24 protein-coding genes and 2 rRNA genes are annotated in these 23,026 nt (G+C 43.5%); 1 reads left to right on the top strand and 25 read right to left on the bottom strand.

Annotation, left to right across the window (positions count from 1 at the left end; translation table 11 throughout):
* Positions 1 to 4: 4 nt before the first annotated feature.
* The 13 genes from glmU to metG form a co-directional block, all read right to left on the bottom strand.
* Positions 5 to 1,378: a bifunctional UDP-N-acetylglucosamine diphosphorylase/glucosamine-1-phosphate N-acetyltransferase GlmU gene (glmU, locus tag AS034_RS20795; protein WP_058300021.1), complete on the bottom strand. Its 1,374-nt coding sequence runs from the start codon at positions 1,376 to 1,378 to the stop codon at positions 5 to 7.
* A 621-nt stretch (positions 1,379 to 1,999) separates the two neighbouring features.
* Positions 2,000 to 2,293: a septation regulator SpoVG gene (gene spoVG, locus AS034_RS20790; RefSeq protein ID WP_032085215.1), complete on the bottom strand. Its 294-nt coding sequence runs from the start codon at positions 2,291 to 2,293 to the stop codon at positions 2,000 to 2,002.
* Between the two features lie 192 nt (positions 2,294 to 2,485).
* Complete coding sequence (locus AS034_RS20785) at positions 2,486 to 2,860, bottom strand: RidA family protein (RefSeq protein ID WP_058300020.1); 375 nt, start codon at positions 2,858 to 2,860, stop codon at positions 2,486 to 2,488.
* Between the two features lie 15 nt (positions 2,861 to 2,875).
* A complete protein-coding gene (purR, locus tag AS034_RS20780; RefSeq protein ID WP_032085217.1) occupies positions 2,876 to 3,712 on the bottom strand; it encodes a pur operon repressor in 837 nt (278 codons plus the stop codon).
* A gap of 68 nt (positions 3,713 to 3,780) precedes the next feature.
* The gene (gene ispE, locus AS034_RS20775) at positions 3,781 to 4,635 is read right to left on the bottom strand and encodes a 4-(cytidine 5'-diphospho)-2-C-methyl-D-erythritol kinase (RefSeq protein ID WP_058300019.1); all 855 of its coding nucleotides are present in this window, start codon (positions 4,633 to 4,635) and stop codon (positions 3,781 to 3,783) included.
* Positions 4,636 to 4,853: 218 nt separating this feature from the next.
* The gene (locus AS034_RS20770; protein WP_032085219.1) at positions 4,854 to 5,036 is read right to left on the bottom strand and encodes a small, acid-soluble spore protein, alpha/beta type; all 183 of its coding nucleotides are present in this window, start codon (positions 5,034 to 5,036) and stop codon (positions 4,854 to 4,856) included.
* A gap of 471 nt (positions 5,037 to 5,507) precedes the next feature.
* The gene (veg, locus tag AS034_RS20765; RefSeq protein WP_032085220.1) at positions 5,508 to 5,777 is read right to left on the bottom strand and encodes a biofilm formation stimulator Veg; all 270 of its coding nucleotides are present in this window, start codon (positions 5,775 to 5,777) and stop codon (positions 5,508 to 5,510) included.
* 287 nt (positions 5,778 to 6,064) lie between these two features.
* Complete coding sequence (yabG, locus tag AS034_RS20760; RefSeq protein WP_176716116.1) at positions 6,065 to 6,943, bottom strand: sporulation peptidase YabG; 879 nt, start codon at positions 6,941 to 6,943, stop codon at positions 6,065 to 6,067.
* Positions 6,944 to 7,196: 253 nt separating this feature from the next.
* Positions 7,197 to 8,075 carry a 16S rRNA (adenine(1518)-N(6)/adenine(1519)-N(6))-dimethyltransferase RsmA gene (rsmA, locus tag AS034_RS20755; protein ID WP_058300018.1) on the bottom strand — a complete coding sequence of 293 codons (879 nt, stop codon included), beginning with the start codon at positions 8,073 to 8,075 and terminating at the stop codon, positions 7,197 to 7,199.
* Positions 8,068 to 8,628, bottom strand: a complete 561-nt coding sequence (gene rnmV / locus AS034_RS20750) for a ribonuclease M5 (protein ID WP_058300017.1) — start codon at positions 8,626 to 8,628, stop codon at positions 8,068 to 8,070. The genes rsmA and rnmV overlap by 8 nt, the downstream gene beginning before the upstream one ends.
* Positions 8,629 to 8,786: 158 nt before the next feature.
* On the bottom strand, positions 8,787 to 10,007 hold the full coding sequence (locus AS034_RS20745; protein WP_231937996.1) for a G5 and 3D domain-containing protein: 1,221 nt from the start codon (positions 10,005 to 10,007) through the stop codon (positions 8,787 to 8,789).
* A 250-nt stretch (positions 10,008 to 10,257) separates the two neighbouring features.
* Positions 10,258 to 11,025 carry a TatD family hydrolase gene (locus tag AS034_RS20740; protein ID WP_058300016.1) on the bottom strand — a complete coding sequence of 256 codons (768 nt, stop codon included), beginning with the start codon at positions 11,023 to 11,025 and terminating at the stop codon, positions 10,258 to 10,260.
* A gap of 578 nt (positions 11,026 to 11,603) precedes the next feature.
* Positions 11,604 to 13,565 carry a methionine--tRNA ligase gene (metG, locus tag AS034_RS20735; protein ID WP_058300015.1) on the bottom strand — a complete coding sequence of 654 codons (1,962 nt, stop codon included), beginning with the start codon at positions 13,563 to 13,565 and terminating at the stop codon, positions 11,604 to 11,606.
* A 477-nt stretch (positions 13,566 to 14,042) separates the two neighbouring features.
* Between metG and AS034_RS20730 the strand changes: the two genes are divergently transcribed.
* On the top strand, positions 14,043 to 14,324 hold the full coding sequence (locus tag AS034_RS20730; protein ID WP_032085225.1) for an AbrB/MazE/SpoVT family DNA-binding domain-containing protein: 282 nt from the start codon (positions 14,043 to 14,045) through the stop codon (positions 14,322 to 14,324).
* A 49-nt stretch (positions 14,325 to 14,373) separates the two neighbouring features.
* Here the strand turns inward: AS034_RS20730 and rsmI are convergent, their stop codons facing one another.
* From rsmI to AS034_RS20670, 12 genes are all read right to left on the bottom strand, one after another.
* Positions 14,374 to 15,249, bottom strand: a complete 876-nt coding sequence (gene rsmI / locus AS034_RS20725) for a 16S rRNA (cytidine(1402)-2'-O)-methyltransferase (RefSeq protein ID WP_058300014.1) — start codon at positions 15,247 to 15,249, stop codon at positions 14,374 to 14,376.
* Between the two features lie 21 nt (positions 15,250 to 15,270).
* On the bottom strand, positions 15,271 to 16,014 hold the full coding sequence (locus tag AS034_RS20720; RefSeq protein WP_058300013.1) for a tRNA1(Val) (adenine(37)-N6)-methyltransferase: 744 nt from the start codon (positions 16,012 to 16,014) through the stop codon (positions 15,271 to 15,273).
* 97 nt (positions 16,015 to 16,111) lie between these two features.
* Complete coding sequence (gene yabA / locus AS034_RS20715) at positions 16,112 to 16,486, bottom strand: DNA replication initiation control protein YabA (RefSeq protein ID WP_032085228.1); 375 nt, start codon at positions 16,484 to 16,486, stop codon at positions 16,112 to 16,114.
* Positions 16,487 to 16,500: 14 nt separating this feature from the next.
* Positions 16,501 to 17,328, bottom strand: a complete 828-nt coding sequence (locus AS034_RS20710) for a PSP1 domain-containing protein (RefSeq protein ID WP_032085229.1) — start codon at positions 17,326 to 17,328, stop codon at positions 16,501 to 16,503.
* A 7-nt stretch (positions 17,329 to 17,335) separates the two neighbouring features.
* Entirely contained in the window at positions 17,336 to 18,319 is a 984-nt protein-coding gene (gene holB / locus AS034_RS20705) for a DNA polymerase III subunit delta' (protein WP_032085230.1), read from the bottom strand.
* Between the two features lie 13 nt (positions 18,320 to 18,332).
* Positions 18,333 to 18,773 (bottom strand): YaaR family protein, encoded by a 441-nt coding sequence (locus tag AS034_RS20700; protein ID WP_032085231.1) that lies wholly within the window; start codon positions 18,771 to 18,773, stop codon positions 18,333 to 18,335.
* Positions 18,774 to 18,971: 198 nt separating this feature from the next.
* Complete coding sequence (locus AS034_RS20695) at positions 18,972 to 19,301, bottom strand: cyclic-di-AMP receptor (protein WP_032085232.1); 330 nt, start codon at positions 19,299 to 19,301, stop codon at positions 18,972 to 18,974.
* Between the two features lie 324 nt (positions 19,302 to 19,625).
* Complete coding sequence (gene tmk / locus AS034_RS20690; RefSeq protein WP_058300012.1) at positions 19,626 to 20,255, bottom strand: dTMP kinase; 630 nt, start codon at positions 20,253 to 20,255, stop codon at positions 19,626 to 19,628.
* Between the two features lie 17 nt (positions 20,256 to 20,272).
* Complete coding sequence (locus tag AS034_RS20685) at positions 20,273 to 21,700, bottom strand: aminotransferase class I/II-fold pyridoxal phosphate-dependent enzyme (protein WP_058300011.1); 1,428 nt, start codon at positions 21,698 to 21,700, stop codon at positions 20,273 to 20,275.
* Between the two features lie 97 nt (positions 21,701 to 21,797).
* Positions 21,798 to 21,998: a sigma factor G inhibitor Gin gene (locus AS034_RS20680; RefSeq protein WP_244888213.1), complete on the bottom strand. Its 201-nt coding sequence runs from the start codon at positions 21,996 to 21,998 to the stop codon at positions 21,798 to 21,800.
* 706 nt (positions 21,999 to 22,704) lie between these two features.
* Positions 22,705 to 22,821 (bottom strand): 5S ribosomal RNA (rrf, locus tag AS034_RS20675).
* Between the two features lie 96 nt (positions 22,822 to 22,917).
* Positions 22,918 to 23,026, bottom strand: a 23S ribosomal RNA gene (locus AS034_RS20670); the annotation flags it as partial.

Here is a 23,026-nt window from a genome sequence, read left to right as displayed (position 1 = left end):
CAGTTTATTTCTTATGATTAAGATTTTGTACATAGTTTTCTTTATTGACCTGACGAGCCCTTGCAATTGACAGCGACTCTCCGGGAACATCTTCGGTGATCGTCGAACCTGCTGCGATATAGGCACCCTTACCAACCTTCACAGGGGCAACCAGGTTGGAGTTGCAGCCAACGAACACTCCGTCTTCAATCGTTGTAAGATGCTTGTTCTTACCGTCATAGTTGACTGTAATCGATCCGCATCCGATATTGACGTCACTTCCTACCTCGGCATCACCGATGTAGCTTAAGTGAGAAGCTTTGCTTCCTTTACCAAAGGATGCTTTTTTGATTTCAACGAAGTTACCGATTTTCACTTCATCCCCGATGCTTGAATCAGGACGGATATGAGCGAAAGGACCGACCTGAACATCGGAACCGATGGAACTGTCATGTGCTGCAGATTGCTTCACAACGGTGCGATCGCCGATTGTGGAATCCTTTACTTCCGTATTCGGCCCGATTATGGAATCCTCGCCTATTGAAGAGTTACCTTTAATCACGGTCCCCGGCAAGATGACAGTGTCTCTGCCGATGGTCACGCCTGCATCAATATATGTGTTGGCAGGATCTTGAATCGTCACACCGTTTCTCATATGTTGTTCATTGATGCGTTTCTTCATTGTCGTCTCTGCTTGCGATAATGCCACGCGATCATTTACGCCAAGTGTTTCATCAAAGTCGCTTGTTTGATAAGCGCTCACGATTTCGCCCTCTGTCTGAAGGATTTCAATGACATCCGGCAGGTAGTACTCACCTTGGACATTGTCATTTGATACCTTTTTCAGCGTATTGAATAGTGCTTTATTATCAAAGCAGTACGTACCTGTATTGATTTCTTTTACTTTTCTTTCGTCTTCTGACGCATCTTTATGTTCTACGATGCGCTCCACCAAACCTGAATCATTGCGGATGATTCTTCCGTATCCATCAGGAGATTCTGTGTGACCGGTCAGAATGGTTGCTTTTGCACCTTGTTCTTCATGATGCTTCACAAGCGCTTCCATTGTCTCTCCCTTGATCAGGGGAGTATCTCCGCACACAACCAGCGTTGTACCCTCTAAATTGCCGAGAACATCTTCTGATTGCATGACCGCATGAGCTGTACCCAGTTGTTCTTCCTGTAGGGCAAAATCGCTTTTGCCTTCAAGGTGAGATTTCACAAGTTCAGCACCATGGCCGATGATCGTAACGGTCTTCTCTATATTCAATGTTGTAATTTGGTCGACCACATGTTCCACCATAGGCTTACCGCATACAGGGTGAAGAACTTTGTATAGCTTCGATTTCATCCTTGTTCCCTGTCCGGCAGCTAATATAACGGCATATCGTTTTGTCATTTTTGGTCCTCCAATAACCTTTTTATCCATAACGAATATATCCTAAAAGCTCTTTCATTTCAAGGATAGAGAAAAATATACATATATTTGTCAAGTAATAGATTTGTTAATAATATTCCGGTGACTGTGACTTTGTAAGATGGATAAAGGAGAATAGTAATGCAGCGCTAATTTTGCTTATAAAAAAAGAAGATACACTTCTATAAGCCGCTTTTGATTTCCGTGTAAGACTTTGTTTTCCATCAGAAAAGCGGAAGGGCTTTGGTCAGAGGCGTGTGGCATAAGACGAATCGGCCGTGAAGGCGTTCTTTGCCTTCTTGGACGGTTTGGCTTATGACAGGTGCCTCTAAGCCCTGCAGCTAGACATTTATCCCCGGTAAGGAAATGAGGAGTCTTCGTCCTGCACTGCAATCAACCGCTGGCAACATTCAATAACAAATAATTATTCATTTATTACAGGCAACCTATTTTTAAGACCGTTTAAAGTTGAACACAGTAATTTTTAAAAAATGTTGAATTTTTTTCTAATATAGGTTTCGAGAGGGGTTTATCGGGGTAATAGGAAGAAAAGAAAAAAAAGAGCTCTACTGTGGAAGTAGGCTCTTGTTGCAATAGACTCTTTTAGGAAGCGCCAGCTTCTTCTAACTCCACTTCTTCAAGCTCACCTAGACGGTGGTACTCTGCTAACACGGCATCTTGTATTTTGCCGCGGGTACCGGAATTGATTGGGTGAGCGATATCACGAAATTCCCCATCAGGAGTACGCTTACTCGGCATTGCTACGAATAAGCCATTGTTCCCATCAATTACACGAATGTCATGGACAACAAATTCATTATCCAATGTAATCGATGCAATTGCTCTCATGCGGCCATCGGTGTTTACCCTGCGTAATCTTACGTCAGTTACTTCCATTCTGTTCACCACCTTTTTCCCTAGATGAAATCTACTGTACTAATTCAACGATTCGATTAGATATTCCTTCTTTAAATGTAAAATTTTTTGAAAAATTTTATTTTTCACTTAATCTTTGCATACATCTTTTGTCCTAAAACCGTTAACACAGCCGCTTGCAGCTTTTTCTGCATAAAAAAACACCCGTGAAGATTACTTCACGAGTGCGATTACTTCGATTTCAACCCCTGCATCTTTTGGCAGGCGGGCAACTTCCACACAGGAACGTGCCGGTTTATGAGTATTGAAATACTCTCCGTATACTTCATTGATGACACCGAAATCATTCATATCCTTGATGAATACAGTAGCTTTCACAACAGTTTCGAGAGAAGCGCCTGCTTCTTTTAAAACGGCTTGCAGGTTTTTAAAGACCTGGTGTGTCTGAACGGCGATATCTCCTTCGATCATGCTTCCTTCTGCCGTCAACGGAATCTGTCCTGAACTGTAGAATAGATTATTGACCACGATCCCTTGAGAATACGGACCGATTGCTGCAGGTGCTTGATTTGTTGAAACAACACGCATTGTAGCTGCCTCCCTTTATGATAAGAATGTCAGGTTTGATTGAAAGTAATTTCCTTCTTTCAAGGAAATCTGTTTATTTTTTTCGTTCACATCAGATAATTTCAATAGTGATACGTAATCGTCCACTAAACGCTCTTCAGCATTTTCCGATTCCACCAGCACACCGATGCCGGATAACGTTGCTGAAAATTCTTCGAGAAGATTTTTCATCCCGTTCACCGTTCCTCCGGCTTTCATGAAGTCATCGACCACCAGTACGTTCGAGCCTTCTTTCAGGCTTCTCTTTGAAAGCACCATCGATTGAATTCTCTTGGAAGATCCGGAAACATAATTGATGCTCACCGTCGAGCCTTCCGTCACACGGCTGTCCCTTCTGACGATGACGACCGGGACATTCAGGTATGCTGCTATTGCATTGGCAATTGGGATCCCTTTTGTTGCGACCGTCATGATGACATCGATTTCTTTTTCAGCGAATGCCGAAGCAAGGAGCTTCCCTACTTTTTTCATCAAGAGTGGATTCCCTAAGAGATCCGTCATATATAAATAACCGCCTGGAAGGAGCCTGTCCGAGCTTTCCATATGCTGGCACAGTTCCTCTATCACTTCTTTTGCCTCACTGGCATTTACCTTGGGGATGTATTTCACTCCCCCTGCCGCTCCCGGTACCGTCTGAACAATTCCTATCCCGCGTCCTTCAAAGGTTTCTTTAACGATCGTCAAGTCTTCACTGATGGAGGACTTGGCAGAACCATAACGCTCAGAGAAAAATGTCAAAGGTACAAGTTGGTGAGGGCGCTCTGCTAAATAATGAGTCATGTCAATCAATCGTTCACTACGCTTGAACTTCACCAAAACTACCTCCAAATCCGAATATTATATAGTAAATATACCATTAATATACGGATTTAAGCAAACACTTATTCACCAAGCATGCGGACTGCGAAAACTTGGTCACAGAATCCCCTCAGCCCATTATAGATCCGGTGAAGCCTTGACTCATATTGCACAAGTCCGTAAACTGTCGGCCCGCTCCCGCTCATCAACACTGCATCGGCTCCGAAGCGCTCCATTTGATCCTTTATCTGTGCGACTTCAGGATACAAATCGAGGGTCACCGACTCAAGTACATTCCCAAGGTTTGAACATATGTCACTGTACGAACCGCGGTTCAAAGCGGAGATCATCGCTGCTGTGTCAGGGTGCTTGATATTCTGGACATTTAAATTCTTATAAACATCCGCTGTTGAAACCCCTATAGTCGGTTTCGCCAGAATGACCCAGCAATTGGGAGGTGCGGGAAGATGTTCAATCTTTTCACCGCGGCCGGTTGCAAGTGCAGTCCCGCCGTACACACAGAAAGAGACATCCGATCCTATTTCCGCTCCAAGATCGGCAAGCTCGTCCAAACTGAGCCCCAGATCCCATAATTGGTTCAATCCTTTTAACGTGGCAGCCGCATCACTGCTTCCCCCGGCCAGTCCCGCAGCCACCGGGATTACCTTATCAATGGAAATTGCCACTCCCTTTCTGATGTTGAGCCGGTCCTTTAACAGCTGCGCAGCCTGATAGGCGAGATTTCTTCCATCATCCGGGACAAATCGATTATGAGAAAGAATCTTAATCGTATCTTCAGAAAGATCCGTGAGTTCGATTCGATCTGCTAAATCGATGGTCGTCATGATCATCTCAACCTCGTGGTATCCATCGGGGCGTTTATGTAATACATCGAGTGACAGGTTAATTTTTGCCGGCGCCTTGACTGATAACCTCATTTCATCACCTTCTTACCATACTCTTTTCACTTATTGTATCATACACTTCTTCAGGAAGTGTCATCATCTTGCAATACTCATACAAATACGATATTTTACCACGTTACCTAACAATAGAAAAGACAGCCTGATAGAAAAAGGATCATCTCATGGTGTTGAACCTGAGATGATCCTCTTTTGGTACGTATAAAAGGCAAGATACTCCTAAAAGAAAAGAATTACAGGCTGTTCATGGATGACAGTTGGCTGCTGGCTCGTTCGACTGCACGTTTGACCATGTTCCCGGCGTCCCGTGATGTGATGCCGCCCCAGCCTTCTTTCTGAACAACGTCATAGAAACCGAGTTCCTGTGCAAGTTCTTCTTTTAATTGTTCAGACATGATTCCTCTTCTTCTGCTCATGGTTATTCCCCCTTAAGATGTACCATATGTTTAATATGTACCTGGATGGACGATTCTTTACTAGGGGACGGGAACCAATTTTAGAAAGATTCTTTAAGTTCGGCAGTTAATACCGCTGCCCGATTTCCGTGGGAGACTCCGCTTTCCGCGGGTGACCCGTGAGCCTCCTCGGCTTCAGGTGCGAGAAGAAAAGCGGAAGGGCTTTGCTTAGAGGCTTTGGCATAAGGCGAATAGGCCACGAAGGCGTTCTTTGCCTTCTTGGACGAGTTGATTTATTACATTTGCCTCTAAGCCCTGTAGCTGGACAGGTCTCACATTGGTCACTTCTCCCGCAGGAGTCTTCGTCTCCCACTCCAATCAACAGCTGGGGCCGGTTCAGATCAAGAAAACGCTGCTGATTCATTTCATCACATCATATAGTCCATCAAAAGATAAGAAAAAAGGACAAATAAAAAAGCAGCAAACGTTTGTTTACTGCTGGCTGAAGATGATATTTCCTGTTGCTTCATCATAAAATGTTAATTGGACTGTCTCAGTGAGAACATCTGCATAGCTGTAAGAAACTCGTTCGAACGCATTCTCTTCCTGGTCAAGCTGGACCACAAATACAGAAGGATACGTTTCGGCTAGAACGCCTGAACGTTCAATTGTTTTACGACGTCCACCGTTTGCTTTAAGCATTAAACGTTTCCCGAGATTTGAATCAAGGGATCTTTTAATGTCGGCTAATGTTTTTGGCATTTCGCTTCCACCTCACTGAAAAAAATTATAACACATTATGTAATTTAAGTCAAATAAATTTATTATTTTAACAAGAAATTTAAATACCTGTCAATATATTTTATTCAACAAAAAATACGTTTTTTCTACACTTTTACCTTTCCCTGGTAATTGATAAATTATGTAAACTATTTTTATCCAGGATATTTTCAACAATAACAGGGTTAAATGCCTATATTTCCTGACAAAAAATAACCCCCGCAATCATGATGATAATCGCAGGGTCTACAGTTTATGTCGAAAGGTATTTATTCCTCTTCATCGATTTTATAGGGCATACCGGTACGCAGCATACCTTTCGTTTCCACACCGCCGAGCCCCTTATCCCCGGTCAGTGTATTCCGGATGACATCCCAAACGTTCACCGAATCCTTAAAACCGGTGTAACAGATCTTGGCTACGATATAAACCGGGTCCAGGGCATGGATGTTGACTCTTGAAGGTGAACTGGCAAAATTCGCGCCTGCGTGGATCAGTGATTCAAAATGCGATTGGCAGGCTCCTGCAAAAATGACGAGCTGATCCAAGTGGGGATACTTCCTTCGCACTTCCCTCACCGCCTGGACGAAATATTTAGAGTGCCGGTAAGCATTAATATCCGACTTTGCCCCCTTTGCTTTTGAATAAGCATCATGACCCGTGACCACCACAATATTCGGTCTGTATTTATCGATGAGTGGGCCGATTTCATTCGGCATCTCTGTCTCGCTGCAATGTACCCCCTTTACCGGTACACCGATTCTTTCATATAGATCTAGACATTTTCGTAAATAGCTGGGATCTCCATCAAGATGAAGAACTTTACCGGGAACCTGGAAATAGTTAAACTCATCTCTATAAGCATTCGTCATGGTATACTCTTGCTTTTGCTTAAGGAGCTCAATATCCTGCCGGAACAAATCAAAAGATTGCTCTTCCTTCGAACGGAACTCTTGAATGAGCCGGTCCTGCTCTCTAGGGTCCATCTTCTTCAAATCATGAAAAGGAGCATCCGCTATTAATCGATAATCTTCCCCGTAAAGTATGGCCGTTCTCTGTCCGTCCAACAGACGGATATCGATGACTCTAAACAAGATATCACACTTATAAGAAAGTCGACCCACGACATCATTGATTTCGATTTTCACATCCGTCACTCCCATGGCCTTGCATTCATTAAGCGGGAAAGGAAAAAGCAAATAAAGGGCTGATGCCACCAGATGTCCCAACACACCAATCGCCCTCTCACGCTCTCCTGTTTCATTCGTAATGACTCCCTTTGATAACCTATGCAGGCCATGGGTTGTGGGTGTATGTAAATATCTTGGGATATCCTTATATAAAAAAACTGCCTTTTGAAATCATCAATTGATTCCAAAAGGCAGCTTTCCTTTCAATGTTTTAATTGAAATGAGGGTACAGCGCATCACTCAACGCACCGAATTCCTTGATTGAAAGCGTCTCACCTCTTCGTGTCGGTTCCACTCCCGAATTCGATAACGCCTCTAAAATATACTCTTTCTTTTCTTTCCCGCTCGGCAGCTGGCTGGTCAGGTTGTTCAAGATCGTTTTTCTCCGCTGGGCGAAGGAAGAGCGTGTCACCGTAAAGAAGAAGTCTTCATCAATCACGTCCACCGGAGGCTTTTCTCTCTTCGTCAAGCGGATGACGGCAGAGTCCACATTCGGCTGCGGCATAAATACCGTTTTTGGCACAGTCATGACCATTTCCGCTTCCGTATAGTATTGAATGGCGATGGATAACGAACCGTATTCCTTCGTGCCGGGCTTTGCAGAGATCCGGGCTCCTACTTCCTTTTGCAGCATGACACAGATGCCCCTGATTGGCAGACGCTCCATCAGAAGCTTCAAGATGATGGGGGTTGTCACGTAATACGGAAGATTGGCAACCACCATTATATCCTCGTAGCCGGCGAATTCTTCATCTATGATCGCTTTTACATCCGCCTCAAGCACATCTTCATTGATGATTTTCACATTATCATACGGTGAAAGTGTATCTCCGAGTATCGGGATCAGACGCTGATCGATTTCAAATGCGACTACTTTTCCCGAGGTACGGGCCAGATGTTCGGTCAGGGCGCCTATACCCGGTCCGATTTCGATGGCTGCAGTATCCTTAGAGAGGCCTGCAAATTCCGTTATATTACGTAGGATATTGGGATCGATCAGGAAGTTCTGACCGAGGCTCTTTTTAAAAGAAAATCCGTATTTCCCCAAGATTTCTTTTGTACGCAGCGGTGTGGCGATATCTTTATGCATTAGTTTCCTCCTGAATAATTTCCATTAGCGCACGCTTGAACTCATCCTTTTGGATATTGAACATCATCAAGCGCTTATGAAGCTGTTTACCATTAGTGTATCCGATTCTGAGTTTCTCACCAAGTGCGACCCTTCTGTCCTTTGACTGCGGACTGCCAATCAGCCCGGCTGTGACAAGATCATCCTTTGTGATAATTTCTTCATTTTCCTTTTCGATCATATGGGCTTCCTTGAGGGCTTCCCTTATGATTTCCGGGGCAGCATGCTCGACACCGATCCCCCTGCCTGATTTCGGGAGGGCATCTTTTTTATGGACAAAAGCATGTTTGCAGCCCGGGACGGCCTCACTCACAATCTTCCGGATACGCTCTCCCGGATAATCGGGGTCGGTGAAAATGATGACTCCCCTTTTTTCCTGTGCATGCCTGATCTTTTCAATCGTAACAGGAGAAACCGCAGAGCCGTTCGTTTCAATCGTATCGGCTGATACAGCACGCTGTATCGCTGTCGTATCGTCTTTTCCTTCCACGACGATGATTTCTTTTATTTTCATAAAACCTCCAAAAAAGTTGAAACTTATTATCCGTGACGTTCGTCTAATCTGTAGAACCCAATATTTTTATTATAACTGAAATCGTTCAGTGCTTATACAGAAAGGTCAGTCCCCATATCAATCCAAAAAGAAAAAGCAGGAGAAAAAGACTCCTGCCCTTAGTCTAATATTTTTATTTTGATTGTTTTTCTTCCCCAACGGTACGCATCAGATTGCGATGAGAAGAAAACATCGATTTTGTTCCCTTTGATAGCGCCGCCTGTATCGGCTGCGACTGCATAGCCATACCCTTCTACATATACCTTTGAACCAAGCGGGATAACTGAAGGATCGACCGCAATGACTTTAGCGCCAGGATTGGCTTTCAGGTTGATGCCTGTCGCCGTATGTCCTGAACATCCGTTACAGTTTGCTGTGTAAGCCGTTGAGCTAACATAGAATTCCCTGCCGCCGCTCTCTGCTGAGGCTGAGGCGGAAGGCGAGCTTCCACGCGAAACCTGTGCGACAAGCACTTTTGTTCCGACGTTTACTATTTTATCCTGACTTTCTTTTACCACGTTTTCACTGACTAACTTCCTGGAAACTTCTTTTCCATTCTCTTTGACGATTTCGTATTTCTTTTCAACAAGACCCTTTTTCCCTTCCTGCACGATTTTTTCCTTGCCTTTGGAAAGGGCTGAGTCTTTTCGAGAAACGACCGTAAAGTCAGTTGGTTCTTCCACTACATCGGTGACTTTTTCAACTCGAACGACGTTTACGACGTCATCTGGTTTGATGACATTGTCTAAACCCGGTTCAACGCGATCGGTTTTATTAAGTGTGATGCCCTGTTGCTTTAAAAAGTCAGCGACCGTAGTCGAAGTGGACCATGCCTTTTTCTTTTTGCCTCCATCCACAAGCTGAAGCGGAAAGGCTTCCTCGATGGTAATCTTCATGTCCCCTGAAATCTTTTTGGATAAGGCTGGTTCGACCTTATCATGTTCCCCAATCTCGATCTTGTTCTCCGATAGTAACTCTTTTACCGTATCTGCGTTGGTCCAGATCTTCTTCTTCTGATCACCAACCGATACCTCTACCTGTTTTGCCGGTTCCCAAACGATTTTCATGTTGTTCGTAACCTTACTTGTTCCCGAGGGATACAAATAGTCTTCTGAGCGGGTTGAAATCTCTAAATCTTTTAATATATCTTGAATGGTGTTTGCATGCGTTCTAATCTCTTTTTGCTCGCCGTCTAAGGTCAATGCCACAGTGTTTTTGGAACCTTCATAAAAAAGGATTCCGAAAACAGCTGCCGATGCTGCGATTGTTGCGACAGCAGCGATCCATTTCCTTCGACTCAAAGACTTGGAAAACAGGCTTTTCATGTTTTGAATGTTCATGAAAAACGCCTCCTTTTCTCGGAGTGATTATATAGAGTATTCCAGAGAGTGTCAACCCTTACTTCTTTTTTCTTAATCTAGCAAAATATTGAAAACCAGGGAACATAGGACATATTATGCAGAAAAAAAGAGAAAAAGAAAAGAGAGAGTTATCGACATGGTTATCCTATGATGGACAATTGCCATGTAGAACTTTTTGTTTTTTTTAAGTTTCCGGACAAGCTCCCTCAATTCTCGACAGCATTCGATGTCAGTTTATGTTGAATAATTTATTTGCATTTTCTGTTGTGACCGTTTCTACTTCTTCCAAGGAGATGCCTTTCAATTCTGCAATCTGTTCTGCCACCAGCTTTACATACGCAGGTTCATTCCGTTTCCCTCTGTTCGGATGAGGGGCAAGATACGGACAGTCTGTTTCGATGAGCAGCCGCTCCAGTGGAATTTCCTGGGCTACTTCCTTCGGCTTTTTCGCGTTCTTGAACGTCACCGGTCCGCCGAGGGAAATATAGAAATTCATATCTACGCATTCCTGGGCAATCTCAGGACTTCCGCTGAAGCAGTGCATGATTCCGCCTACCTCTTCAGCTCCTTCTTCCCGAAGGATATCAACTATATCCTGAGTCGCTTCCCTGTTATGTATGATGATTGGCAGTTTCACTTTTTTCGCTAAGTGAATTTGTTTTCTGAATACTTCTTTTTGAATATCTTTAGGTGACTTATCCCAGTGATAATCAAGGCCCATTTCGCCGAGGGCGACCACTTTGGGATGAGAGGAAAGTTCTTCGATCCAAGCAAGATCCTCCTCTTTCATATCAATTGCATCAACAGGGTGCCAGCCAATGCTGGCATAAAGAAAGTCATACTGTCCCACCAGTTCCATGGCTCTTTCGATGGTCGGGCGGTCAAAGCCGACGACAACCATCCTTCCGACTCCTGCTTCTTTTGCTCTTGAGATGACCTCCTCAAGATCTTCATTGAATTGTTCAGCGTTCAGATGAACATGTGTATCAAATAACATATGTGACACTCCTTGTATTCAAAGTAATTTTATTATAAAAACGAGTAACAAGCATCTCAGTAACGTAACATTTAGGTTACAAATTATGGGTGAATGAGAAAATATTAACTTTAGCGCTTCACCGGAAGTTAGTAATTACATTGTCAGTCTTCTAAATAACGCTATTGATTTCCGTGCGAGACTTCGCTTTCCGCGGGCGGCCGGTGAGCCTCCTCGTCGCTGCGCTCCTGCGGGTTAGAAAAGCGGAAGGGCTTTGGTCAGAGGCGGTTGACTTATGCCAACCGCCTCTAAGCCCTGGAGCTGGACAGGTCTCACATTAGCTACTTTTCCCGCAGGAGTCTGCGTCCTGCACTCCAATCAAAAGCTGGATAAGGTTGTCATCTTTATTATTAACTTTCTCCGTTCATTGTATAGACTTTAAGGTGATTTCTAAAATATTTTGATTCTATTCATTTTCATAATTATTTCTATATAATATATTAAAATCACAAAACCTATTATATTAGTGTATTGTTACGCATTATATTTTCCTGATATAACAAAAAGGATGTTCCACGTGGAACATCCTTTTTGTGAATTCATTTTACTTTTGTGCCGTTTGGCAGTGTTTGGTCCACGGTTGCGAGTGATAGTGTTCCGTTTTCTTCTCCTGCGAGGATCATTCCCTGGGAGAGTTCACCGCGCAGTTTGACCGGTTTCAGGTTTGTGACGCAGATGACTTTCTTTCCGACTAACTCTTCCGGCTTAAAGTGTTTCGCGATTCCTGAGACGACTTGTCTCTTTTCATATCCGAGATCAAGCTGGATTTTCAGGAGTTTATCCGCTTTTTTGACAGGTTCGGCATTTACGACCTGTGCTACCCTGAGCTCTACTTTCATGAAATCGTCAATTGTGATTTCATCACTTTCTTCCGGAGCAGGTGCAGCTTCTTTTTCTTCTTCAGCAGGCTTGCTTCCCTGCATTTTTTCTTTGATAAAGTCAACCTCTTCCTGCAGATCAAGACGCGGGAAGATCGGCTCGCCTTTTTTCACCACTTCTGTTCCTGACGGGATGGCACCAAATGTCTCTAAACTTTCCCATGTTTGAAGTTTTTCGTCATGGAGATTCAGCTGTTCAAAGATTTTCTTCGGAGTCCTTGTCAAGAACGGCTGCAGCAGGACGGCCACTCTTCTCAATGATTCTGCCAGATGGCTCATGACACTGCCCAATTCAGCTTTCTTGTCTTCTTCTTTGGCAAGGGCCCAAGGCTGTGTTTCATCGATATACTTGTTGGTCCGGCTCACCAGCTGCCAGAGGCTTGATAAAGCAACCGAGAACTCCATGTTTTCCATTGCTTCTTCGTATTTATTAACAGTATCTTTGTTGATGTTCAGCAGATTTTGATCGAACTCCCCGTCGGAGCCTTCGTAAGCAGGGATAACACCGTCAAAATACTTGTTGATCATGGCAACGGTTCTGTTCAATAAGTTACCAAGGTCATTCGCAAGATCGAAGTTGATTCGTTCGACAAATCCTTCCGGAGTGAATACCCCGTCAGAACCGAATGGAACTTCCCTTAATAAATAGTAACGAAGTGAATCAAGACCGTAACGGTCGATCAGCGTGACAGGATCGACTACATTCCCTTTGGACTTGGACATTTTGCCATCCTTCATCAGAAGCCAGCCATGTGCAAATACCTTTTTCGGAAGCGGAAGGTCCAATGCCATCAGCATGATCGGCCAATAGATGGTATGGAAACGTACGATTTCCTTCCCTACCAGATGCACATCAGCCGGCCAGTACTTCAGATAATTCTTGTCATTTTCGCTGCCGTAGCCAAGCGACGTGATGTAATTGGATAGGGCATCGATCCATACGTAAATGACATGCTTCGGATCACCCGGGACCTTCACTCCCCAATCAAAAGTCGTCCGTGATACTGCCAAATCTTCGAGACCGGGTTTGATGAAGTTATTGATCATCTCGTTTTTACGAGATTCAGGCTGTATAAATTCAGGATTTTCATTATAATAAGCAAGCAGACGGTCTACATAGTTGCTCATCTTAAAGAAGTAGGATTCTTCCTTCACCTTTTCAACAGGACGGCCGCAGTCTGGGCAATTCCCATTCTCAAGCTGTCTTTCTGTGAAGAAGGATTCACACGGTGTACAGTACCAGCCTTCGTATTGATCAAGGTAAATATCTCCCTGGTCTAAAAGCTGCTTGAAGATCTTTTCGACAATATCTTTATGACGCTTTTCGGTCGTCCGGATGAAGTCATCATAGGAGATGTCAAGTTTCCCCCATAAATCTTTAATGCCGCTCACAATATCATCTACATATTTTTGCGGGCTGACACCCTGCTCTTCCGCTTTACGCTGGATTTTCTGGCCGTGCTCATCTGTGCCCGTTAAATATCTTACATCATATCCGCGCATTCTTTTGTAACGGGCCATCGCATCTCCGGCCACCGTCGTATAGGCATGGCCAATATGTAAATTACCGCTTGGATAGTAGATTGGTGTTGTAATATAGAAGGTATTCAATTTCTCTTCCACTTTCGCTTCCTCCTCTTTTTTTCTATAATGCCCACATAAATCCTTAATCTGATACGAATGGTATAAAGTGGGTTTTATTCTATATTCTTACCTATTATCTTAACCGCTTATCTCATCAAAATATACCTAAAATAAAGGGATTCTGCAACTGCACTAACCAACCTTCAAATAATGTCGAAAAGATAGACGGAATATGTCGATTAATGTCGAATTATTGCACCTGTAAAGATTTTTCGACAAATCTTAATTGATTACAATAATATTAAATTGGTAATACAATTATTTACAATACATCGTAAAGCTTGTCATATCAACTTTCTCTTTGGAAACCATTTTAAAAAATTTACAAATTTAATTATTGACGATAGATAAAATCGTTGGTATGATATTACCAGATACAGAAAAATGTCGAATATTGACGAACCTTTAACAAACTAGAGAGATAAAATAAAATCATTCTTTGGAGGAGAAAATTATATGAAATCTACAGGTATTGTAAGAAAAGTTGACGAATTAGGACGTGTCGTTATTCCTATCGAACTTCGCCGTACACTTGGCATCGCTGAGAAGGATGCGCTTGAGATCTACGTGGACGACGAAAGAATCATCTTAAAGAAATACAAGCCAAGCATGACTTGCCAAATCACTGGTGAAGTATCTGATGATAACATCAAGCTTGCTGACGGCAAATTGATTTTGAGCCGTGAAGGTGCAGAACAGTTAATCAAAGAAATCCAGGATTCTTTCCAAAAAAATTAATCATTGATATAAATACAAGGGCTGAGTCATGATGTACTCAGCCCTTTTTCTATTTCTCCACATGAAATGCCTGGTATACTTCCCTCTTAGGGAGGTTTCTTTCCTTTGCGACTTCTTTAATCGCCGATTTTGAAGACATTTCTTTTTCTTCTATATAATACTGAACGTGGCCTTCAATTGAATAATCATTCCACCATTCTTCCTGCTCCTCTTCATCTGGCTGCGGATTCCCTTCGACCATGACACAAAATTCACCTCTTATTTCACCGGTTTCAGCCCACTCCAGCACGTCTTCCGATGAACCGCGGATGAACTCTTCGAATTTCTTTGTCAGTTCACGGCAAATGACAATCTGCCGATTCCCGAGAGACTGATGAAGTTCCTTCAGCGTTTCTTTCAATCTGTGAGGGGATTCATACAGGATAAATGTATCCTTCAATGACCGGAGCCGTTCGAGTTCTGCACGTTTTTCTTTCTTTCCCCTATGAAGGAATCCGTAAAAATAAAACGGCTGGGGGGCAAGTCCCGAAGCAATCAATGCCGTCAAAGCAGCATTTGCACCCGGCAGAGGGATGACGGCCAGATTGTTTTCTATCGCTGCCTGTACCAGTTCATAACCCGGGTCGGAAATGGAGGGCATCCCTGCGTCGCTGACCAGCGCGACCGTTTCACCCTGCTCCATTCTCTCAATGAGCTTTGGACCACTCGATTCTTTATTATGCTCATGATAACTGATGATCGGGGTATCGATTTCAAAGTAGTTGCTCAGCTTCTTTGTATTTCTTGTATCCTCTGCTGCAATGACATCCGCTTCCTTCATGATGCGAATTGCCCTGAATGTCATATCTTCAAGATTCCCGATTGGGGTGGGGACAAGATAGAGGCGGCCTTTGCCGGTTTCCTGATAGCTTTTTTGCTGGTTCATGATGGGTTTCACCTCCTGGGATTATTCTTTTCCATAAAGCATTTCATAAACTTCCTGAGAATATTCATTGTTTTCATTGTAGACAAATAGAGGCGGGAGTATCTTTAAATCAGGTTTTCCGTCTTTGATTCCTTCGATCAAAAGCGTATTGGCTTCTTTTCCCTCCCTCGGATAGACGAGCCTCATCCGCTTCGGTTCAAGACGGTGCTTCCTCATCAGGGACAGGATATCCATCAGCCTTCCCGGCCTGTGTACGAAAGAAGCTTTTCCGCCTTGCTTCAGCGGGTAGCTTGCAGCCTGGATGGTGTCCTCAAGGGTGCAGAGGACTTCATGGCGCGCGATGGTATAATGTTCATTCAAGTTTTGCATGGATGTCGGAACGGTTTCGAAATAAGGCGGATTGCACGTCACCACATCATAATGGGAATGATGAAGCAGTTTGTTTATTTCTTTTACATCGCCAAGCTTCATCGTTACCTGATCCTCAACGCCATTATACCGAATGCTTCTCTCAGCCATATCAAGCAGACGCTCCTGGATTTCCACCCCGGTGATTTCAACGCTCGTCCGTGCGCTTAAAAGCAGCGGTATGATCCCATTTCCGGAACATAGATCCACCACTTTCCCTCTTTTCAAGGGAAGATAGCTGAAGCGCGCAAGCAATACCGCATCCAGGGAAAAGGAAAATACCGACGGACTTTGAATGATCCTCATATTTTCTGCCAGCAGATAATCCAATCTTTCATCGTCTTTTAATACAACCATGTGTTTCCTCCGCTTGTTCAACAAAAAGGACCAATCCCTTCTGAATGGATCAGCCCTTTTCATCATTTATCTTATTCTAGGCATTACAGGTCCTGCTTTATTTCTTGTTCAAGAAAGACAGGCAGAACAAGCAATCCTCGTCTTTGCGCGGACTTCCAAAGTGGATATTGCATATATGGAAGCCTTCCTGGTAAAGCCGGGCAAGGTTATCGTAGCCTTCCCCGATATCCAGTTGTTTATCTTCTAAGTCCGACTCGCTCGTCGTACCCGCATCGCCTGTTGTTTGAACCTTTTTCGGTGAGTTCTCAGTCTGTTCCAGTCTTCGGCGCAAATGTTCGTTTTCAAGCTTGAGCGCATTATTCTCCTCAAGCATTTCGGCAAGACACTGCTTAAGCTCGCCAAGTTGATTGTATAAATCACCAATCTGTTGTTCCATATTGCTGACTGAATCAAAGAACTCTTTTTTATCCACGACACTACACCCCGTTACTCTGTGGCTTGGAATGATACGGCACCTTCGTTCATTATTTCATCTAAAGTGAATTCCAATACGCGTTCCGCATCTTTTATATCTACTTGAAGAACACGCTCAAGAATATTAAGACCTACCACTTTACCTTTCCCGTGAGGTGTTTTAATCACTTCACCAATATCAGGCAATTCCGCTTTGGCTGCTTCATATTCGTCATTTTCGTATTTAAGACAACACATCAAGCGGCCGCAAAGCCCTGAGATCTTGGTAGGATTAAGAGATAGATTTTGATCTTTCGCCATCTTGATGGATACCGGTTCAAAATCTCCCAAAAAGGTCGAACAACAAAGCATACGGCCACAAGGACCGATACCCCCTAGCATTTTCGCTTCGTCACGAACGCCAATCTGACGAAGTTCAATCCGCGTACGGAAAATAGAAGCCAGGTCTTTCACCAGCTCCCGGAAATCAACACGCCCATCAGCTGTAAAATAAAATATGACTTTATTACGATCAAATGTATATTCTACATCTACTAATTTCATATCTAATTGATGCTGATTGATTTTATCACAACACACATCGTAGGCTTCCTGAGCGGAAGTTTTATTTTCTTCCACCGTCAGCCGATCCTTCTGATCAGCGATCCGGATCACCTTTTTCAAAGGAAGCACTACATCATTTTCACCGACTTGCTTTCTTTCTACGACTACTTTTCCAAATTCGACCCCGCGGACAGTTTCAACGATCACATAATTATTTTTATGGATATCGAGTTCGCCCGGATCGAAATAATAGATTTTTCCCGCTTTTTTAAAGCGTACTCCTACAACATCGTACAAAGGACCATCACCCCTGCAGTTTTAGCATAAGCTGTTCTACCAGCAGCTGAGAATTCATATTGGCGTTTAACTTGCGTTTTGCTTCAAGGATCGCCGTCATACTAGTAGAAAGACGGTTTGTCGATACTTGAAGTGCGTCTGATTTCCATTTTTCCTTTTGGTCCGGGTAGACGAGCTGTTCTTCTTTTCCTAACTGGATTTGAAGTAAGTCTTTATATATTAGAAGTAAAAGATCCAATGCTCGATCAACTTGATCTTTTTCTTTGAAGTGCTGTACAAAATCCTCTTGAATCTTCACCATTGCCTGGAAGGGACTTTTCTGGAGGACTTCATATAATTTTAACACTATTATTCTTGCTTGTGCAAACCACTCATTTTGACATATTTCTACAGCTTCCTCATATCGGTTTGTCAAGTTAGCGGCGAGCGGCGCCATATGAGGCGGCATTCCCTCGTCCAGCAGCTGTTTTGTTAAATATTCTTTTGGAAGCGGTTTGAAAGAAATCGTCTGGCACCTCGAAAGAATGGTAGGAAGCATTCTATGAATATTCTCCGTAATCAGGATTGCCGTCGCATCCGCAAGGGGCTCCTCAAGGAATTTCAGGAGGCTGTTAGCGGCATTGGCCGTCATCTTATCACTGTGAACAATGATATAAATCTTCTTTTTCGATTCGACCCCGGTTTTGGAGAACTCTTCTTGAAGAGATTTAATCTGCTCTTTTTTTATCGAAAGACCGTCCGGCTCAACCAGATGGAGGTCCGGATGATTTCCATGGTTGACGCGCCTGCAATTATTGCACTCTTCGCATGCTTTGCCGTCCGTTCGGTTTTCACAGAGCAGGGCTTTCGCAAACAGGAAGCCCACTTCCCTTTTACGTGTCCCTTTTTCTCCTTCGAATAAATAGGCATGCGCAACCCGGTCCTTCATGATGCTGTTTTGAAGCATCTGTAGAACCACAGGCTGAAACGATTGTATTTCTTCAAACTTCATCTGAACCACTCACTTACATATAGAGATTGATCAGCAATCCCTTTATTTCTCCGATTTTCCCCAATACATCGATCGACTTTTTCTCTTTATCCATGACAGCTTCGGTCAGTTCGACAAGCTCACTGTCGATCGTTTCCACGATATTGAGCTTTCTTCCTTCACCGTACTGATTCCATGTATGCGATTGTTTCAGATCCATGCCGAAATCGACTGCTTCTCTCACAAATTTCTTCACCAGCGTTTTATATTTTGCAAGATCCTTGAAATTACGGGACTTTGCCAGGCGGCTGCCGGCATCTTCAATCGTGGCCAGAAGCTTACTGAGCTGTTCCATCTGCATTTTCTGATCATGCTTTTGAACGAGCTGGCCGAACTTCGCCTGGCTTGTCCCTGCTGACTTGCTTTCCTTGTGAAGTTTATCTAAAGATACACGGGTATCCTGATTGATCTTCATACGTTAAACCCCTTTTGACTAGGCTCTTTTCGCATACTTTGTTGCTATACAGACAAGAAAATAACAGAACTTGGGTATTTTCGGGTTATCAGTCCTTCCCTAGATCGAACTTGAGTTCGAAAAGAGCACGACAACAAGCTGCATTTAGGTTACAACCTATTTACGAAAAGCAACAACCTTTTAGAAAACAGCCTTTTATTAAAACTGGTGGAACTGATCAACTGGCAGGACAAACACTGTGGCGCCGCCGACCTCGACCTCAACCGGATATGGAACATACGAATCTGCGTTCCCTCCCATAGGGGAAACGGGCGCAACAAGCTGATCGCGCGATTTGCAATTATCTTTGATCACCTGCAGGGCTTTGTCGACGCGGATATCTTCCGTCCCGATGATGAATGTGGTATTCCCTGATTTCAGGAACCCCCCGGTGCTTGCAAGTTTTGTCGAACGAAAATTGTGATCCATCAACGCATTGGATAAACGATTGCTATCTTTATCTTGAACAACAGCCATAATGACTTTCATATGCGGCTTTCCTCCGTTTCAAAGACATATACTTCCTTCTATTATATCAATAAATGGGTTGGGCTGACATCCTACTTATCAGAAATACTCTAATAAATACTCTCTATAGCTGTTGATTTCCGTGGAAGAATTCGCTTTCCGCGCGTGGCCCGTTCACTTCCCCGGTCGTAATGATCTAAGGAAAGCACTGTCCAGCTATGTCCAGCTACAGGACAGCTCTGGATATCCCCTAATAACAATAATTACCACATAGTTAGCGCCGTATAATAAAAAGACAACCTCTTTATAGACTCATTCTGTCATATCGAAGCTGCCTTTATAACGTTACCCTATAAATCTTTTTACGATGTCGTATGCTGATGTGAATACTTTTTCTTTGCTTTTGCTTGCGTCCACGACCTTGATTCGGTCCGGATATTGTTCGATTAGAGATTGATACCCCTCATAAACCTTTTGGTGGAAATCAAGGGACTCGAGATCTAACCGATTTACTTCCCGGCCATCATGCCCGGCGATTCTTTTTAAGCCTTCTTCAGGGGTTATATCGAAATAAAGTGTAAGATCCGGCATCTTATCCTCGATCGCAAATTGATTGATGTTCATCACTTCTGTCATCCCTATGTCCCGGCCTTTTCCCTGGTAAGCCAGTGAGCTGTCAATAAACCGGTCACAGATGACGATGGACCCTTTTTCAAGTGCAGGGATGACGACCTCTACCAGATGCTGGCGCCTTGCCGCTGCATACAGCAATGCCTCCGTGCGGATGTCCATGGCTGTGTTTTCTTTATTCAAAATGACTTCCCTGATCTGTTCAGCAATGGACACGCCGCCCGGCTCCCGTGTTTTTACAACATTGCGGCCTTCTTCAACGAGCTTGTTGTAAAGTTCATTGAGTATTGTAGACTTTCCCGCACCATCAGGGCCTTCGACTGTAATAAATCTTCCTTGTTTCATTTCCCTTTACCCTCCATCTATCGATACACGCATACACGGCTTTCATCCAAACGGTGATCTCCCTGTATGTTTGCTTTATTCTCCATATATTGTTTCAGTCTTGCCATCGTTTCTTCTGATATTCTTTCACCCGGGATCAGCAATGGGATGCCCGGCGGATACGGAGTGATCATCCGCGCCGAGATTTCTCCCTCAGCCCCGGCTAACGATACCCACTCCTCTTCCCTATCATCCATTTCTTCGTGGGTTAATGCAAGTTCCGTGTAAGAACGCCGTTTTTTTCTTACTGCCTTAGGGGCGTCTCCTGCTTGTCCCGGCACCCCTTCCTTACTCAATACAGCATGGATGTGCCCGGCTGCTTCCTTATAAGGAAACGAGAAGCCTTCCTTCATTAAAGGCAGGATCAGCAGAACATAATAAGAATCCGCGAGTTCACAGAAGATACCTTCTCCCTCCAACAAGCGTTGAAGCTCATACCCCGACATCCCCTTCATGGAAAGCAGCAGCTTCAATGGGTCATCTGTACGCTTCACCGATAATCCCTCATGAATACCGCTTAAAGCTTGCACAAATTCATTGATTACGTCTATATTCTTTCTTATATCCGCTGCTGTCACCGTCGCTAAGTAGGATCTGGCATAATCAAGTGAAGCCATGATCGGGTAAGAGGGACTGCTTGACTGCAGGATCGATAAGTATTCCTTTACCTTTCCTTCATTCACCCGTTCACTTCCTATATGTAAAAAAGATCCCATCGTCATCGCAGGGAGCATTTTATGGGCCGAGTGAATGACAATGTCCCCTCCCAGATCAAGCGCCGACGCAGGGAACGGATCTCCCAGCTGAAAATGCGGACCGTGTGCTTCGTCAATGATACAGATCACTCCGTGTTGGTGAAATTCATCGATTAATGATTTCAAATCAAAAGTCATTCCATAATAGGTAGGATACGTGAGCACACATGCCTTGGCATCAGGGAAAGCCTTCATCGTCTCCCTGACCGACTCAAGACTGACCCCGGTCGGCATCTTCCCTTCTTCATCCCACTCTGTTTCTATTAGGACTGGTACCGCCCTCGCAAGCTTTATTCCATTCATCACGGACTTATGGCAATTCCTTTGTACCAAAACAGTCTCTCCCTGAGAACACGATGCGAGTATCGCAGCAATATTCCCTGCCGTACTGCCGTTTACCAGAAAGCAGCTCTTCTTGCTTCCATACAGATCACTGAGCAGCGCCTCAGCATCCCTTATCGCTTCCTGCGGATCATGTAGATCATCCAATCCGCTAAGTTCTGTCAAATCCCTTTTATAAAAAAACTGCTTGTCCTTCTCATCTATTAATAAACCATTTTTATGACCAGGTACATGAAATGAGATGGGATTTTTCTCAACATGCCTTTCAATCGCTTCAATAAGAGGCATCCTCGCTTGATCAACCTTCATGTTTACCCCTCTTTCTCACCGCAAATATCAATCTTCATCGTACCATATTTTATGTTCTTAAACTAAAAAAATCATAACCAAGCTGTCTATCACCTGGTTATGAATAAATTTGAGGGGTATTCACTTTTTTCAATCGCTGGACGAACAATTTGTACACCGGATCATTTGTATCCGTCTGGACCATTTCCCGTTCACATTCCGTACAGATAAATGATGTGTACAGATGAATTCCGACCGACTTTTCACTTTGACACACAATACACTGCTCTTCAACCGCCTTACGCTCTGCATTCATCATAAGGTTCCCCACCTCCATACAATCTATTGTGCCCCAAGTGCTCCAATTGTATACAATATTTTAAACTTTTAAACTAACAGAATTATCAAGTGTACTTTTATCTTATGTAGGGAGCGCCCAGTCTGTGTATGTCTTGTTAAAAAAGTTTGTAGAATTGATTTGGGGACGGTGTTTGGGTGTAAGAGTGAGTGGGATGGTGTATGGGTATTTGTATTGGAGCATTTGATTGGCATTGGCGTGAAATCATGTAGTAACTGATTTTATTTGGATTCTTAAAGTGTTAATTTTGATAATAAATGTTGGGTTGCGTTAATTAGAATACGGTTTCGATTATATCTAAACGCATTTGAAAAAAGGACTTTCCGTTTCGCTAATAAAAGTTCGATTTCCGATAATCCTTTCGTTGATTTCGATAATAAAAAGCCGATTTCCGATAATAAATCGGATCTGGCCGCGAACCTGTTATTCAATTTCTTGATATTTATATGAAATAGGCACGATTTTAAGAAGAACACGACTCTCTTTTCAACATGGACGAGGGTTTTTATTAAAATAAACAAATTAACGGGCTTAAAAGGTGAAAAATTTGATGGTTTTATTAAAAAGATGTGAAGACGTTTTGGTCAACATTATCCACTGCTATACCTTTATCGTTTTGCTCCACACAAAAAAAGAACAACTCCTAAGAGCTGTCCTTTTTTTATTTGCCTGGCGATGTCCTACTCTCACAGGGGGAGATCCCCCAACTACCATCGGCGCTGAAGAGCTTAACTTCCGTGTTCGGCATGGGAACGGGTGTGACCTCTTCGCCATAATCACCAGACGAATATTCAATTGAAGGTTTGTTCCTTCAAAACTAGATAAAGGATTGATGTCAAGAATACCGGTATTGCCGTTGTTCATTTAAAAATGACTCTTTGTGGTTAAGTCCTCGATCGATTAGTATCAGTCAGCTCCACATGTCGCCATGCTTCCACCTCTGACCTATCTACCTGGTCATCTTCCAGGGATCTTACTCACATAAAGTG

It is taken from the genome of [Bacillus] enclensis (genome assembly GCF_001456935.1).
GTDB classification, from domain to species: Bacteria; Bacillota; Bacilli; order Bacillales; family Bacillaceae_B; genus Rossellomorea; species Rossellomorea enclensis.
This window is presented reverse-complemented; position numbering and strand designations above follow the sequence as displayed.

Excerpts from the sequence above, each read along its gene's own strand:
- glmU (WP_058300021.1), bottom strand. The coding sequence starts at position 1,378 with ATGACAAAACGATATGCCGTTATATTAGCTGCCGGACAGGGAACAAGG.
- spoVG (WP_032085215.1), bottom strand. The coding sequence starts at position 2,293 with ATGGAAGTAACTGACGTAAGATTACGCAGGGTAAACACCGATGGCCGC.
- AS034_RS20785 (WP_058300020.1), bottom strand. The coding sequence starts at position 2,860 with ATGCGTGTTGTTTCAACAAATCAAGCACCTGCAGCAATCGGTCCGTAT.
- ispE (WP_058300019.1), bottom strand. The coding sequence starts at position 4,635 with ATGAGGTTATCAGTCAAGGCGCCGGCAAAAATTAACCTGTCACTCGAT.
- AS034_RS20770 (WP_032085219.1), bottom strand. The coding sequence starts at position 5,036 with ATGAGCAGAAGAAGAGGAATCATGTCTGAACAATTAAAAGAAGAACTT.
- veg (WP_032085220.1), bottom strand. The coding sequence starts at position 5,777 with ATGCCAAAAACATTAGCCGACATTAAAAGATCCCTTGATTCAAATCTC.
- rsmA (WP_058300018.1), bottom strand. The coding sequence starts at position 8,075 with ATGCATAAAGATATCGCCACACCGCTGCGTACAAAAGAAATCTTGGGG.
- rnmV (WP_058300017.1), bottom strand. The coding sequence starts at position 8,628 with ATGAAAATAAAAGAAATCATCGTCGTGGAAGGAAAAGACGATACGACA.
- AS034_RS20745 (WP_231937996.1), bottom strand. The coding sequence starts at position 10,007 with ATGAACATTCAAAACATGAAAAGCCTGTTTTCCAAGTCTTTGAGTCGA.
- AS034_RS20740 (WP_058300016.1), bottom strand. The coding sequence starts at position 11,025 with ATGTTATTTGATACACATGTTCATCTGAACGCTGAACAATTCAATGAA.
- AS034_RS20730 (WP_032085225.1), top strand. The coding sequence starts at position 14,043 with ATGAAATCTACAGGTATTGTAAGAAAAGTTGACGAATTAGGACGTGTC.
- rsmI (WP_058300014.1), bottom strand. The coding sequence starts at position 15,249 with ATGAACCAGCAAAAAAGCTATCAGGAAACCGGCAAAGGCCGCCTCTAT.
- AS034_RS20720 (WP_058300013.1), bottom strand. The coding sequence starts at position 16,014 with ATGGTTGTATTAAAAGACGATGAAAGATTGGATTATCTGCTGGCAGAA.
- holB (WP_032085230.1), bottom strand. The coding sequence starts at position 18,319 with ATGAAGTTTGAAGAAATACAATCGTTTCAGCCTGTGGTTCTACAGATG.
- AS034_RS20700 (WP_032085231.1), bottom strand. The coding sequence starts at position 18,773 with ATGAAGATCAATCAGGATACCCGTGTATCTTTAGATAAACTTCACAAG.
- AS034_RS20695 (WP_032085232.1), bottom strand. The coding sequence starts at position 19,301 with ATGAAAGTCATTATGGCTGTTGTTCAAGATAAAGATAGCAATCGTTTA.
- tmk (WP_058300012.1), bottom strand. The coding sequence starts at position 20,255 with ATGAAACAAGGAAGATTTATTACAGTCGAAGGCCCTGATGGTGCGGGA.
- AS034_RS20685 (WP_058300011.1), bottom strand. The coding sequence starts at position 21,700 with ATGAAGGTTGATCAAGCGAGGATGCCTCTTATTGAAGCGATTGAAAGG.
- AS034_RS20680 (WP_244888213.1), bottom strand. The coding sequence starts at position 21,998 with ATGATGAATGCAGAGCGTAAGGCGGTTGAAGAGCAGTGTATTGTGTGT.